The organism is Janthinobacterium psychrotolerans, assembly GCF_001677885.1.
Lineage (GTDB): Bacteria > Pseudomonadota > Gammaproteobacteria > Burkholderiales > Burkholderiaceae_D > Janthinobacterium > Janthinobacterium psychrotolerans.
In genome coordinates, this window is record NZ_LOCQ01000061.1 from 268,158 (window position 1) to 284,095 (window position 15,938).

Sequence of the window (15,938 nt, forward strand, 5' to 3'; positions counted from 1 at the left end):
TGCAAAACGAATTAAAACCCCAGTCGCCCGCACAGGCGCACCGGGCCAAGCGAGCCTGAAAAATGTCGAGGGCAAGGCGCAGCGACGAAGACAGTACGCATGTACGACGAGGAGCTGCAACGCCGCCATCGGCATTTTCTCGGGCTCGCGTCTCCGGCCCGCCATTTTTACGTTTTTACGCCTTACGCATTTAAATGCGTCGGACAGCTTAACTGAACGGCACTACACCTCGCGGTGGCCTTTTTGTATTGCCTGTTACTTCTTCTCTTCCCTGGCCTTGACCGGCACCAGGTTCAAATCCTGGAAGTCGTAGCTGAAGTCGGTTTCTTCCGAGACCGGCTCCATCTTCACGCGGTCGATGCTGCCGTCAGGCTTGAGCGAAAACGTCACATAGGCGTCGGCGTTGAAGTTGCGTTCCTTCCAGCGCACGATAAAGGTGTCGTGCTGCCAGTGTTCGAGTTCACCGGTCAGGTCCGGCGTGCGCGTAAAGCTCAGGATGTGCTTCTTGCCCTGCGGCGCGATCACCACCTTGCCGTACCAGGCGTCTTCATACTCGCCGTCATAGCTGGCCAGCGGCAGCGAGGGCTGCGACTTGGCGGCGCGCGCGGTCGACGCCTGGCCCTGCTTTTTCACTTCTTCCGCATGCATGTCCTGCTCCACCTTGGACACCAGCGCGATCCAGTCCGACGGCTGGGCGTTGAGGTAATGGTCGACGATGCGCCACTGCAGCGCCGTCATCGAGCCACCGTTTTCCGCGTTGGTCAGGATCGCCACGCCCAGTTTCGCCTGCGGCACCATCAGCACGCGCGAATAAAAACCCTGCAGCGCGCCGCCGTGCATGGCCACCTTCATGCCCTGGTAGTCGCGCAGCTGAAAACCCAGGCCATAGGCGCTGAAGTTCGGCTTGGTCGCGGCCAGCGCCGGTTTCGGCTCGCCGATCTTGACCGGGGTCTGCGCCGTCCACATTTCGTTGGCCTGCTTTTCGCTGAACAGGCGCGCTTCCTTGCCGTCCTTGCCTTGCACACCGGCGATCTTGCCGCCGTCGAGCAGCGCCATCATCCATTTGGCGATATCTTCCGCATTGGTGTTGATGCCGACCGCGCCCACCGCGTTCGGCACCGGCATCGACTTGACGGCGGCGACCTTGCCATTGATCTTGCTGTGCGCGCTGGCCACATCGGGATTGCCCGCGTTTTCGGCCAGGCTGGTGGTGGTGCCGGTCATGCCCAGCGGCGCCAGGATGCGCTCGTGCATGGCCTGGCCCCAGCTCTTGCCGGTTTTCTCGGCGATGATCTTGCCGGCCACGATGTACAACAGGTTGTCGTAGGCATAGCTGGCGCGAAAACTGGTGGCCAGGGGAATATGGCGCAACTTTTCGATGATCTCGTCGGTGGTAAATGTGGTGGTCGGCCACCACAGCAAGTCACCCGCGCCCAGGCCCAGGCCACTCCTGTGGGTCAGCAGGTCGCGGATGGTCATCTCGCCCGTCACATACGAGTCGTGCATCTGGAAGCCGGGCAGGTGCTTGGTGACCGGATCATCCCAGGCCAGCTTGCCTTCGTCGACCAGCATGGCCAGCGCGGCGGCCGTAAAGCCCTTCGAGTTCGACGCCACCTCGAACAGGGTCTTGCCGTCGACGGGCGCCGCTTCGCCCAGCTTGCGCACGCCGAAACCGGTGGCGGCGATCACCTTGCCATCCTTGACGATGGCGATCGCGATGCCGGGCACGTCGAACGTTTTCAGGGCGCGGTTGACATCGTTTGCCAGGTCAAACGCAGGCACGGGTGCCGCCATCGCGACAGGCGCGGCGGCGGCAGGATCGGCGGCCAGCGCCGGCAAGGCGGCGCTGGAAAACGCCAGCACAAGGGCGGCGGCAACGGTGTTCAAGCAATACTTGGAGGTCATGATCAGGTTCCGAATGGGGTTCAAGGTATTTGTGCGGCCATCAATCTGTCGACGCTTTCCTGTGTCACCGGGTGGTAGCGTTCGCGCGCCTTGGCGTACACGTCTTTCGCCCACTGCTGGCCCTGCGGCGTCTTCATCAGCGCGCCATACAGCGGCACCACGAACTTCTGGCGGCCCACGCTCATCAGAAAGGCTTGCAGCGGCGCGCTGACGTCGTGGCCGGCATTGACCGAGGCCAGGTAAAAGCGGTAGGCCACTTCATTGTTGCCGCTCTTGCCCACGCCATACACCTGGTCGAGCTCGCGCAGTTGCGCGGCGCTGGCGCGGCCGTTGATATCGTTCAAAAAATGCATCGATTCGATGGCGATCCATTTGTCCATGCCCAGCTCCTTGGTCGACAGCGCGCCCTGCAACCACGCATCGCGGTGCTGGTCGAGCAGCGCCAGGCGCGGCGACACCACCGGTTTGGCGCCGGCCGGCACTTTGACGCCGTACAGCCATGCGTTCAATTCGGCTTCCGGCATCACCTCGGGATGCTGTGCCAGCAGGTTCTTGCGCAGGTAGGCGATGAACTGGTCGGTCGTCACGCTCTGGAAGGCATGCTGGTCGAACCAGCCGCGCAGGAAGGTATCGAATACCTTGCGCCCGGCGCGCTGCTCCATGGTGGCCAAAAACCAGGCGCCCTTCGGGTAGATGATGCCGTCGTCGGTATAGGTCTCGGCGGGATTGGCGTCGGCGTCGCGCGTGACGAGCGCCGTTTTCGCGGCCGGCAGTTCCTTGATCGCCGCGGCCAGTTCTTCCTGGTCGACCTGCACGCCCATCTGCGCCACCTCGCTGCCATACAGCTGCTCGACGATGCGGGTGGTCACATAGGTGGTAAAGCCTTCGTTGAGCCACATGTGCTTCCACGAGGCGTTGGTGACCAGGTTGCCCGACCACGAGTGCGCCAGTTCATGCGCGATCAGGTCGACCAGGCTGCGGTCGCCGGCGATCATGGTCGGCGTCAGAAAGGTCAGGCGCGGGTTTTCCATGCCGCCATAGGGGAAGGACGGCGGCAGCACGATCATGTCATAGCGCCCCCAGCGATACGGGCCATACAGCGACTCGGCCGCCTTGATCATTTTCTCGGTGTCGGCCAGCTCGTATTGGGCGGCCTTGATGCGCGGCGGCTCGGCATACACGGCAGAGCGCGGACCGAGTTTGCGCACTTCCAGCTCGCCGATCGCGATCGCCAGCAGGTAGGACGGAATCGGCTGCGGCATGCGGAAGGTCCAGCCGCCTTTGCCGGTGGCTTTTTCGTCATTCTCGGCGCTCATCACCACGCGCATGCCGGCGGGCGCCTCGATGCGCGCGCTGTAGGTAAAGCGCACGGCCGGCGTATCTTGCGACGGCACCCACGAACGCGCGTTGATGCTTTGCGACTGGCTGAACATGAAGGGCAGCTTGCCCGACATGGTCTGCTGCGGCGTGAGCCACTGCAGCGCGATGGCGCCCGGCGCCGTGTGGTAGTACACGCGCACTTTTTCCGGCTGGCCGGTGGTGGTGATGCGCAGCGCCTGGCCCTTTTCGGCGTCGGCGGCGTCGAGCTGGAACGGCGCCATCTGCCAGGCGCCGCGACTGTCCCGCACCTGCACCTTGGCGATCGCCAGATCGCGCGTATCGAGCACCAGCGTGCGCGCGGCCGGGTCTATCCATTTCAGGGTCAGCTCGGCGTAGCCGGACAGGGTCTTTTGCGTGAAGTCCGCCTTCAGGTCCAGCTGCAGGTCGCGCGTGCGCACCTGGTCATAGCGCGCATAGCTCAAGGGATCGGCTTGCGCGGCCAGGCTGGCCTGGCACAGCAATGCACAGCCCAGGGCGCGCAGGAAAGTCATCGTTTGCATGGTCGTCTTTTGAATGATTTGCGAAAGGCCCCAACATGGTGGCCGGGGCGTCGCGCAGAATAGCACTTCCGGCAGGGGCTGGCAGAAAAAAGCGCCGGGCAGGCCGTGATGCCGTCAGGTTAGCGTCCCAGCGCCAGCAGCACACCGGCAAAACGGATTAGCCTCCAGTCGCCCGCACAGGCCAATCGGGCCAAGCGGGCCTGAAAAATGGCGAGGGCAAGGCGCAGCGACGCAGGCAGTACGCATGTACGACAAGGAGCTGCAACGCAGCCATCGGCATTTTCTCAGGCTCGCGTCTTCGGCCCGCCGTTTTTACGTTTTTATGCTTTTCAATACGTCGGAGAGGCTGACTGAACAGCATTACCGGGCAGGCTGGTGCTTGTATCATTATCTTGCTTCTGCTGCCTTCTCGGCCGCCTTCAACGGCGTATTAAAATCCTTCATCAGATTGTTCTTGTCGCGGTCCTGCTTGAACAGCTCCAGCCGCGATGGCGTGATTTTGCGCGGCCAGGCGTTGTTGCTGGTATCGATGTCGGCCGTCTCCCAGTAAGGGTCCTGCACCAGGCCCACCATCGGTTCCTCAAGCACGATCACCTTGCTGATTTTCGCCGGTGAATAGCGCCATACTTCGGCCGGCACGCGCTCGATGATCTTCTTGCCGCTTTTCAGTTCGATTTCCAGAATCAAGGGCATCACCAGGCCACCGAGGTTGGAAAAGTCGACCAGGTACAGGTATTTGCCGGCGTTGCGCTGTTCCAGCAGTTTGCGCTCCCACGGCTCCAGCCCTTCCATCTCTTCGGCGTGGCTGTTGCGGTCCTTGTTGGTGACCGTGAAATCATCGTGGCGGTTATAAAAGTCCTTCAAGGAGGGGTCCTGGTCGATTTTCTTCGGCAGCGCGCGGTTGCGCTGCGCCGAGATCGACAGCGGCTGGGCATCGTGCTGCGCCTTTTTCCAGGCCTTTTCGATCTCCGGGTCTTTCGTGTTCACGCCATATTCGCTGATGCCGTCGATGCTGATGTCGACCGCGTCGGTGGTGTAGAACCAGCCGCGCCAGAACCAGTCGAGGTCGGTGCCCGAGGCGTCTTCCATGGTGCGGAAAAAATCGGCCGGCGTGGGGCGCTTGAATTTCCAGCGCTGCGCATACTGCTTGAAGGCGAAGTCGAACAATTCGCGCCCGAGGATGGTTTCGCGCAGGATGTTGAGCGCCGTGGCCGGCTTGTCGTAGGCGTTGGCCGAGAACTGCAGCAGCGACTCGGAGTTGGTCATGATCGGCACCTGGTGCTGGCTGCGCATATAGTCGACGATCTTGCGCGGCTCGCCATTCCAGGAAGGAAAATCCTCCTCCCACGCCTGCTCGGCCAGGTACTGCACGAAGGAGTTCAGGCCCTCGTCCATCCAGGTCCACTGGCGCTCGTCGGAGTTGACGATCATCGGAAAATAATTGTGGCCTACCTCGTGGATGATCACGCCGATCAGGTCGTATTTGGTCTTTTTCGAATACGTCAGTTCGCCCGTTTTCCTGTCTTTCACCGGGCGACCGCCATTAAAGGCGATCATCGGATACTCCATGCCGCCGACGGCGCCGTTGACCGACAGCGCCACCGGGTAGGGATAGTCGAAACTGTACTTGTTGTACTGCTCGATGGTGTGCGCCACCGCGCGCGTGCTGTACTGCTGCCACAGCGGATTGCCTTCGTTCGGGTAGTAGGACATGGCCAGCACGCGCTTGGCGCCGCTGTTCAGGCCCTGCGCATCCCAGATGAACTTGCGGCTCGACGCCCAGGCCGCGTCGCGCACATTGGCAGCCTTGTAGTGCCAGGTCTTCATCGCCGTACTGCGCGTTTTTTCCGCCGCCAGCGCCTCCGCCGGCGTGACCACCATCAGCGGCACGTCGCTGCTTTTCGCCCTGGCCAGGCGCTCGCGCTGCGTGCCGGACAATACCTCCTGCGGGTTTTGCAGCTCGCCCGTGGCGGCCACCACATGGTCGGCGGGTACCGTCAGGTACAGCTCGTAGTCGCCAAATTCGAGCGTGAATTCGCCCGAGCCGAGAAACTGCTTGTTCTGCCAGCCGACGGCGTCGTAATAGGCGGCCATGCGCGGAAACCACTGCGCCACCTGGAAGATGGTGTTTTTATCGTCTTCAAAATACTCGTAGCCGGAGCGCTCGACCAGCACCTTCTGGTCGTTGATCAGGTAGGACCAGGCGATATGGAAGGTGATGCTCTGGCCGGGCGCCAGCGCCACCGGCAGGTCGATGCGCAGCATGGTCTGGTTGACCACGTGCGCCAGCGGCTGGCCGCTGGCCAGCGTAATGGCGCCCAGCTTGAAGCCGCCGTCGAATTCGCGCCCGGCGTGGATGGCGCGCAGGTCTTCGAATTTCAAGGCCTGCTCTTCGTCGCCGCTGAGCCAGGCCTGGCGCGACGGCGCGCTCAGCACACGGCGCTGGTCGGCGTCCTTGCGCAGGCCGTTCTGGTCCAGCTGCAGCCACAGGTAGGCCAGGCTGTCGGGCGAGCGGTTGTGATAGGTGATCTGCTCGCTGGCGGTAATCGCGCGTCGCTCTTCGTCCAGGGTGGCGCGGATCACATAGTCGGCGCGCTGCTGCCAGTAGGCGTGGCCGGGCGCGCCCGAGGCGGTGCGGTAGCCATTTGGCGTGGGCAGCAGTTCTTCGAGCTGGCGGAACTTGTCATCGAACGGCGCGGCGGGGCCGCATACGCCGGGCAGGGACACCAACAGGGGCAGACACAGGGCAAGCAAGCGAACCAGGACCGGCATGGCGCATTCCATCGTAAAAGGGGGACAGCCTGCATTCTATGTCGAGTCCGTTTGCAAACCAATCATTGTCAGCGATGGCTTGCCCGGCGCCTTGCAGCGCCCCCCTTCCACGCCACCCGCTACACGCGCAGCAGCACCGTGTATTCCCGCTTCTCGTCGCGCAGGGCGATGGTGTCGCCGGCAACCGCCACGCCGTCGACCGTCAAGCCGGTGGCCTGCCCTTGCGCTTTTTCCACCGTGATGGCGTAGCTGCTCTCGCCAAAGCGATAGTGCAGCTTGAAGGTGCGCCATTCGGCCGGCAAGGTTGGCGTCAGGCGCAGCTGGTTCGCTTCGCGCGACACGCCCAGCAGGGATTCGACGATCAGGCGGTACAGCCAGCCCGAGGAACCCGTGTACCAGCTCCAGCCGCCGCGCCCGACGTGCGGCGAGACCGCATACACGTCGGCCGTCACCACATACGGTTCGACCTTGTAGCGCGCCACCGCTTCGGCGTCTTCGGCATGGCGCACGGGGCTGATCATGCGCATCAGCTCCCAGGCTTTTTCGCCATCGCCCATGCGCGCAAAGGCCATCGCCGTCCAGATCGCCGCATGGGTGTACTGGCCGCCGTTTTCACGCACGCCCGGCACATAGCCACGGATATAGCCGGGGTTCAGGTCGGCCTTGTCGAACGGCGGATCGAGCAATTGAATCACGCCCGAATCGCGCCGCACCAGGCGCGCGTCGACCTGGCGCATGGCGCCGGCCACCCGTTCTTTATTCGCCGCGCCCGACAGCACGCCCCAGCTTTGCGAAATCGAGTCGATCTGGCATTCGAGGTTGGTGTGCGAACCGAGCGGCGTGCCGTCGTCGAAATAGGCGCGGCGGTACCACTCGCCATCCCACGCGTGTTCCTCGACATTGGCCGACAGCTTGGCCGCCTCGTCGCGGCAGAACTGGGCGAACTGCGTATCGCCGCGCAGCACCGCCACGTCGGCAAAGCGCTGCAGCACCTCGTACAGGAAGAAGGCCAGCCACACGCTTTCGCCCTTGCCATGCTCGCCCACCTTGTCCATGCCGTCGTTCCAGTCGCAGGAGCCCATCAGCGGCAGGCCGTGCACGCCCATGCGCAGGCCATGGCGAATCGCGCGCACGCAGTGTTCGTACAGGTCGGCCGATTCGTTTGACCGCACCGGCAGGTCGTAATAGGAATCCTCTTCCGGCTTGACGGCGCGCCCTTCGATGAAGTGCACCACTTCCGACAGCACATCAAGGTCGCCGGTGGCCGTCACATAGCGGCAGGCGGCCAGCGGCAGCCACAGGTAGTCGTCCGAGCAGTGCGTGCGCACGCCACGGTCCGATGGCGGATGCCACCAGTGCATCACGTCGCCTTCGAGGAACTGGTGCGCGGCGCTGACCAGCAGATGGCTGCGCAGCAGCTGCGGCGCCGTGTGGATCATCGCCATCGCGTCCTGCAGCTGGTCGCGAAAGCCATAGGCGCCGCCGGACTGGTAGTAGCCGCTGCGCGCCCACAGGCGGCAGGCGATGGTCTGGTACATCAGCCAGCCGTTGGCGATCACGTCCAGGCTCGGCTCGGGGGTTTCGATGCGCACCGCACCGAGCGTGCTTTCCCAGTGCGCGCGCACATTGGCCAGCGCATTGCGCGCCGCATCCTTGCCCATGTGACGCTGCACCATGGTGCTGGCGTCGGCATTGCGGCGCCCGCCCACGCCGAGGATAAAGACGATCTCGCGCTCCTGCCCCGGCTGCAGTTCGAACGGCACCTGGATCGCCGCGCAGGCGTCCAGGCCGGTGCCGGCCTTGCCGGACAGGCGCACGCGGCGCATGGCGGCCGGCTCTGCCAGGCTGCCGTTGCGGCCGATGAATTCATTGCGGTCGCAGGTGATCGAGCGGATGCTGGCGTCGGTATTGAAAAAGCCCACACGGCCGGAAAACTCGGTGTTGTAGTTATTGCGCGCAAACAGCGCGCCGGTAATCGAGTCCACCTCCGTCACCACGTGCATGCCGGACTTGGCGCGCAGGTCGGCCAATACCCATTCGATGTAGCCGGTGACGGACAGGCGGCGCGCCACGCCGCTGTCGTTGCGCAGCTTGACCACCATGTACTTGACGGGGGCATCGAGCGCCACATAGGTCGACAGTTCGCTGGCGATGCCGCTCTCGCAGTGCTCGAACACGCTGTAGCCAAAGCCGTGGCGCGTGACGTAGTCGCCGGTGCCGCGCGCCGGCAAGGCCGTCGGCGACCAGAAGTGGCCGCCTTCCTCGTCGCGGATATAGAACGCTTCGCCGGACAGGTCGGACACCGGATCGTTGTGCCATGGCGTGAGGCGGAATTCATGCGCGTTCTCGCTCCAGGTATAGGCCTGGCCGCTTTCCGACACCACGGTGCCGAACTGCGCATTGGCCAGCACGTTCGACCATGGCGCCGGGGTGCGCTGGCCTTCGCCGGTGGTGATCACGTACTCGCGGCCATCGGGCGTAAAGCCGCCAAGGCCGTTTTCCAGGATCAGCTCGCGCTGCGGTGCGCGGTGCGGCGCCAGCACCACTTCGCGCCCGCCTTCGAGCATCAGCGGCGGCATGCGCAGCACCGGGCTGGCCGGCCGCTTGACCTGCTCGGCCAGGGTGCCGCGCGTGTCGCTGATGATGGCGCGCGCCACCGACTGCAGCAAGATGCGGTCTTCGTTGGCGATCTGGTCGGCCAGGCGCACGAAGATGCCGCCCGGACGGTCGATCGCCTGCGCGTCGATGCCCGAGGCGATCAGGCCCATGATCTGCTCCTGCAGCAGCTGGCGATAGCCGGACTGGTCTTCGTACCAGATCACCAGGTCGACCACCAGGCCTTTCAGGCGCCAGTAGGCATGCGCCTGCACCATTTGCCGCGCCAGTTCGATATTGGCCGGGTCGCGGATCTGCAGCAGCACGATCGGCAGGTCGCCGGAAATCGCGTAGGCCCACAGGCCCGACTGGCCGCGATGGTTCTTCAGCAGGATGCTGGCGTCGGCGCGCAGCGAGGCGTTCGGATAGATCACGGCATTGGCCAGGCGCGCATAGAGCTGGGCGTCGGCTTCGCTGGCGTTGAGCTGGCGCAGCACCACCTGGCTGTGGGTCCACGCCAGTTCGAACACGCGGTCGGCCAGGTGGCGGTCCTGGTATTTGTCGATCAGGTGCAGCGCCGCTTCGCGCTGTTCGACCATGCCCGTCACGCTGTCAACCGTAATGGCCTGGTCGGGCGCCAGCGTGACCACATAGCGGATCGCCACCACGGGGTCGAGCACCGAACCCTGGCCACCGCTCAGGGGGCCGTCCTGCTGCAGCGCCAGCGGCAGCTGCGCCGTGTTGCCGCGGCCGATAAAGCGCGAGCGGTCGGTCTCGAACGAGACCTCGTAGCCGGCAGCGTCATGCACCGTCATCACGTGCAGCATCCACGGCATCTGCTCTTCTTTCGAGCGCGGCCGGCGCGTGCACAAAATGGCGTTTTCCTGCGCCAGGATTTCGGTCTGCACGAACAGCTTGCTGAACGCCGGATGGGCCGCGTCGGCGGCCGACGGCGCCATCACCACTTCGGCAAAACTGGTGATCTCGATGCGGCGCTGGCGGTTCGAATTGTTGCTGATGCGGGTGCGGCGGATCTCGATATCGTCCTCGGGCGAGACGACGATTTCCGTGTACAGGTCCAGGCCATGGTCGGCGCGGCGAAACTCGGCGCGCCCTTCCGAAAAGATCACCTCGTATTTTTTCGGCTCGACCAGCGTCGGCTGGTAGGTGGTGGACCAGACATCGCCTTCGTCGAGGTCGCGCAGGTAGCAGAAATTGCCCCAGTTGTCGCGCGTGCTGTCTTCGCGCCAGCGCGTCACCGACAGGTCCTTCCAGCGGCTGTAGCTGCCGCCGGCGTTGCTGACCATGACGTGGTAGCGGCCGTTCGACAGCAGCTGCGTTTCCGGCACGGCGCTGTTGGCCTGGGTGAGGATGCGCATCGGCGGGGTCTGCTCGGTGGCGCTGCTGCGCAGCACCGCCAGTTCGGCCGTGTTCGAGTAAAAGGCGCCGGCCTGCGGCGTGCGTTCCTGCAGCACCAGCAAGGCCGATTGCAGCAGCGGATCGGATTCGAAACGGCGCTGCATCGGCCGGTCGTGCAGCAGATAGCTGAGCGCCAGGAAACCCATGCCCTGGTGGTGCACCATGTAGGAGCGGATCACGGCGCTGGCCTGGCCACGCGGCAGGCGCGCCGCCGTAAAGTCGATCGCCTCGAAAAAGCCGTAGCGTCCCATGTAGCCGGCCGCCTGCATGCGCTGCATGTTCTGGCACGACTCTTCCGGTTTCACCATCAGGCCCATCATGCTGGCGTACGGCGCGATCACCAGGTCGTCGGCCAGGCCGCGTTTCAAGCCCAGGCCCGGCACGCCGAACGCGCGGTACTGGTAATTGAGGCTGGCGTCGACCGTGTTGTAGCCCGACTCGGACACGCCCCACGGCACGTCGCGCTGGCGGCCGTAGTCGATCTGCGCTTCGATCACCGAGTGATAGGTCTGGTCGAGCAGGGTATTCGGGTAGTTCGGCATCACCAAGAGCGGCATCAGGTACTCGAACATCGAGCCGCTCCACGACAGCAGCACCGGCTGGCCGGCCACCATGCACAGCTGGCGGCCGAGGGCAAACCAGTGCTCCTGCGGCAGCTGGCCCTGGGCGATCGCGATAAAGCTGGCCAGGCGCACTTCGGAGGCGAGCAAGTCGTAGTAACTGGCGTCGAGACGGCGCTCGCTGACGTTGTAGCCGATCGCCAAGAGCTTGGTCGCCGGGTTGTACAGGAAAGCGTATTCGATCTGCGCGAAGTCGCGCGCCTGGCCCGCGGCCTGGGCGATGTCGCGCACATTGCGGATCGCCTGTTCACGCCCTTGCGCCAGCAGGCTGGCCAGCTCGGGCAAGGTGCCGGGCGCCGCTTCCAGGGTCGCCAGCTCGCGCAGGGTCGGCACGCGCGAAAGCGAACCGTCGAGGCCCGCATGCGCGGCCCATGGCGCCAGTTGCAGCAGTTCGGCCAGGGCCGCACGGCACTGGCGCGCCAGCGCATCGCCCCACATGGACAGCTCGTTGTCGCTGCCTTGCAGGGACAGCGACAGCAGCGCGTCGGCGGCGCTGTTGGCCGCGCCCAGGTAAGCATGCCACTCGGGCAGGCTGGCCGGCGTGGCATCGGCCAGCAGCAGCGCCAGCGCTTCGCGCGCGCCGTTCGCGCCGCTGTCGACGGCGATGAATTCCTGCAGCACCTGGGCCGTGGTGCGGATGCCTTTGACCAGCTGCGCGCCGATGATCGGCGCGTCATACAGTTCGATCAGGCCGGGCTGCAAGGTCAGCAGGTGGCCGGCCAGATTGCCGCTGTCGACCGTCGAGATATACATCGGCTGCAGCGGTTTCAGGGTCTGCGTGTCGTACCAGTTGTAGAAGTGGCCCTGGAAGCGTTCCAGTTCGCCCATGCTGTGCAGGGTGGCGCGGCTGCGTTCGATCAGCTGGCCCATGGTGATATAGCCGAAGTCGTAGGCGGTCAGGTTGGCCAGCAGCGCCAGGCCGATATTGGTCGGCGAGGTGCGGTGCGCCACCACCATGCTGGGGTGCTCCTGCATGTTATCGGGCGGCAGGAAATGGTCGTCCGGGCCGACAAAGGTGTCGAAATAGGCCCAGGTCTTGCGCGCCACGCCGTGCAGGAATTCGCCCTGCTCCACCGACAGGCGGGCGGCGGCGCGCTTGATCGGACGGCTGATGCGCCAGGCGATCACCGGCGCGGCCAGCCACAGCGCCAGGATGATGGCGGCCGCCGGCACAGCTTCCGCACGCCAGTGCAGCAGCGCGGCAAAAGTGGCCACCGCCAGCAGCGGCGAGATCCACATGGCGCGCCAGCTGTCGCCCGGTTCACCTTTTGAACTGTGCAGATTCGAGGCGCGCCAGTCGAGCAGATGCTTGTGCGAGACGGCCAGGCGCCACAATGTGCGCACGATGGCGTCGAGGCTGATAAAGGCTTCATACGGCAGGAACACCAGGGTCAGCATGGCGTGCGAGAACTGCACGCCGCAGCGGCGCTCGAAGGCGTCCAGGTGCTGGCGCCACAGGGTGTCGCGCGGCTTGCGCAGCAGGTCGTACAGGGCCGAAATGACGGGGGGCAGGAAAATGATGGCCAGCACCGCCGCGCTCCAGAACGCCACCTGCGGCAAAAAGCCCCAGGTCAGCAGCAGGGACGCGGTGGTGGCCGGCGCGACCAGGCTGCGGCGCAGGTTGTCGAACAGCTTCCAGCGCGACAGCATCGACAGCGGATTGCGTTCGCGCTTGCCGCCACGGCCCGGCACGCGGCCCAGCAGCCAGCCGATCAGCTGCCAGTCGCCGCGGATCCAGCGCTGGCGGCGGCTCACGTCCGCGTCGTAGCGGGCCGGATATTCTTCATACAATTGCGAGTCGCTCAAGAGACCGGCGCGCAGGTAGCAGCCTTCGAGCAAATCGTGGCTGAGGATTTTATTGTCCGGCAGGCGCTGGCCCAGCACGCGCTCGAACATGTCGAGATCGTAGATGCCCTTGCCGATGAACGAGCCTTCATAGAAGACGTCCTGGTACAGGTCGGACACGGTGCGCGTGTACGGGTCGATGCCCGGCTCGCCGCCGCACAGCAGTTCGTACTGCGAGGCGTTGGCGCTGGGCAGGGCGACGGCCACGCGCGGCTGCAAAATGCCGTAGCCGGCGATCACGCGCGAGCCGGCCGCGTCGAGCACGGGGCGGTTCAGCGGGTGCATCATGGTGGCGACAAAATGGCGCGCCGCGTCGCGCGGCAGCTGGGTGTCGGTGTCGAGCGTGATCACGTATTTGATGGTGCGCAGGCCGCGCAATTCGCCTTCGACGAGCATGAATTTGTCGCGCGCGCCGCCGCGCAGGAACAGGTTCAGGTCCGACAATTTGCCGCGCTTGCGCTCCTGGCCCATCCACGCGTTCTGCTGCGAGTTCCACAGGCGCGGGCGGTGCAGCAGCAGGAACGGGCCGGCCTGGCCCAGGTCTTCGGGATCGGCCGGGTCGCCGTTGTCCTTGAACTGTTCGCCTTCGACGCAGTATTTCTGGTTCAGGCCACGGATAACGGTCTGCGCCTGGCGCAGCAGGGCCTCGTCGCCGGGCAGGGTCTGCGCGGGCGCGTCGACAAAATCGGTCAGCAGGCAAAAGCGCAGGTTGGGGTCGCGGTTGGCCAGGTAGCGCACTTCCAGCGCTTCGCACAGTTCGGCCACGTTGGCCTCGCTGTAGATCAGCGTCGGCACCACCACGATGGCGCGCGCGTCCGACGGAATGCCGGCCTTGTAGTCCATGCGCGGCAGCGGGTGCGGCACGGTCATCAGGGTGGCGATCCAGTTGACCAGCGCCACGGCCAGCTGGCTGCTGCCCATCAGCGCCAGCACGCCCAGCAGCACCAAAGGCCAGCCCGACACGCCATAACGCAGCGCGCGTTCGAGCAGCAGCGCGCTGGCGGCCAGGCTCAGGAAGGAGATCGCGCCGAGGTAGACGGCCAGCGGCGCCGCCCGTGCCGTGTGCTCCAGCGCTTCGCGGAATGGCAGTTTGGCGCCGGCCTGTTTTTCCAGGATCAATACACCGCGCCCGACCAGGTAAAAGCCGATATGGCCCTTGCGCGTGTCATGGCCGCCGCCATGCGTCTGCGCCAGCTGCACCGCCATTTCGGCCACCTCCACTTCGCTGCGGTCGCTGCGCCTGGCGATGCGTTCGATCGCATGGCGGTAGCTGTCGCGGGTGGCGAAATCCATGGCGCCATAGGTGCCGGCCGGGTCCAGGCGCAAGGTCTGCTCGACCACGCTCATGGTCTCGACAAATTCCTGCCAGTCCATGGTACCCAGGAAGCGCAGGCTGCCGATGCTGTTGGCGATCGTCACCTGGTCGGCCGCCTGCTGGCCGATCTCGACCTGCACCTGCTGGTCGATGGTCAGGCCCGCTTCGGCCAGTTTGTGGGTCAGCCACGACAGCGCCAGGGTCAGCGACGGGCTTTGCCCCTGCAGGCGGCGCGACAGTTCGGCCACGAAGGCGCTGCTGGTGGGCGGATTCGAGCGCGCCATGTCGGCCACCAGCAGGATCAGGCCGCTGGGGTTGCTGTCGGCGATCTCCATCATCTTGTCGGCCCAGCCATTGGCCAGGTCGCGCTGCAGGCGGTCGTCGGCCACGCGCGCGGCCACGCGGCGCAGGTTTTCGATCAGCGCCAGGCGCAGCATGATGGGCACGGCCCACAGCTCGCCCAGGGTCAGGGTGGCGACGTCCTGATAGGCTTCGACGAAGTGGCACAGGTTTTCCATGTCCACGTGGCCGTCGCCATGCGAGATGATTTCCAGCGCGATCTTGTACACGCGCGGACAGCCGGCGTCAGGGCCGGTCGCCAGCCGTGGCAATTCCTTGCTGTAGTTCTTCGGCAAGTGGCGCCGCGTGGTGCGGATCTGTTCTTCGATCAGGTAAAAATTATCAAGCAGCCATTCCGAGGCCGGCGTGACCTGGCGCCCGCTTTTCACGGTGGCCGTCAGTTCATTGACGGTGGCCGTGATCAGGGCCGCGTTGTCGGCCAGCCGCGCCAGAAGGCGGTCGCGGCCCTGCCGCTTGCCGACCGCATGGCCGGTGGCGATATTCTTGCCGTGCGCGGCCATCTGCATGGCGCTGAACAACTCCGAGCGCAAGGGCAAGGCGTCGTCGCGCGCGGCGTCGAAGCTCTCGCCCGCATGGCCGGGATTGATACTGCCCTGGAAAATGTCCTTGAATCGGGAAAGCTTTTCCTTGACTACTGCTGTGTACTCTTTCAACTTGGCCTCGCTCTAGGTGCGCGCATGAAACGACGGCACCCGCCGCACAGGCCAGGGCCGGTTTGCGGGAGCAAAGCAGGGACTGGCAAAGACGGAAAGCAAAGCGCCGGAGCGTTACGATGAATCTCAAACATCAGAGAGATTTTCTGAACTTCATCGTAGGTGCGCACCCACCATGAGACCGTGCGCTAGCGTACACACAGCGGGCATTGGCCGTGGCAGGGCCAAGAAAGTGGCCCGCAGGCAGCATTCGTGATTCCATATGGAAATAAACCGTCATGCCGAGTAGCGCGGATGCAACTCAGCAATAGAGCGCCTCTGCGATTACTGCCGCTGCATGGCCACATATACGCCAGGCAGCATGGATGCATATCACCGGAAAATATTCATACGATATAAATTAATAAAAAATCAATCCGCTGGCAGTTAACAACGGCGCCGTGGCCAAGCCGGTTTCCGCCTGACATACATGAGCTCATGCATGGGCTAAGTCATTGATAAAAATCAGGATCTGCTTTTTCAATATAAAAAACGACAGTCATGCCATTAATGCGACAGCAATAAAAAAAATACA

Annotated in this window: 4 protein-coding genes; all 4 read right to left on the reverse strand. The window is 64.4% G+C overall.

Going from position 1 to position 15,938, the window contains the following annotated elements; translation table 11 throughout:
• Window positions 1–255: 255 nt before the first annotated feature.
• Window positions 256–1,905: a serine hydrolase gene (locus ASR47_RS23305; RefSeq protein ID WP_065310169.1), complete on the reverse strand. Its 1,650-nt coding sequence runs from the start codon at window positions 1,903–1,905 to the stop codon at window positions 256–258.
• Window positions 1,906–1,925: 20 nt separating this feature from the next.
• The gene (locus ASR47_RS23310) at window positions 1,926–3,785 is read right to left on the reverse strand and encodes a M1 family metallopeptidase (protein ID WP_065310170.1); all 1,860 of its coding nucleotides are present in this window, start codon (window positions 3,783–3,785) and stop codon (window positions 1,926–1,928) included.
• A gap of 387 nt (window positions 3,786–4,172) precedes the next feature.
• Complete coding sequence (locus tag ASR47_RS23315; RefSeq protein WP_065310324.1) at window positions 4,173–6,557, reverse strand: M1 family metallopeptidase; 2,385 nt, start codon at window positions 6,555–6,557, stop codon at window positions 4,173–4,175.
• 119 nt (window positions 6,558–6,676) lie between these two features.
• Window positions 6,677–15,313 carry a glycoside hydrolase family 94 protein gene (locus ASR47_RS23320; protein ID WP_065310325.1) on the reverse strand — a complete coding sequence of 2,879 codons (8,637 nt, stop codon included), beginning with the start codon at window positions 15,311–15,313 and terminating at the stop codon, window positions 6,677–6,679.
• Between the last annotated feature and the right edge of the window lie 625 nt (window positions 15,314–15,938).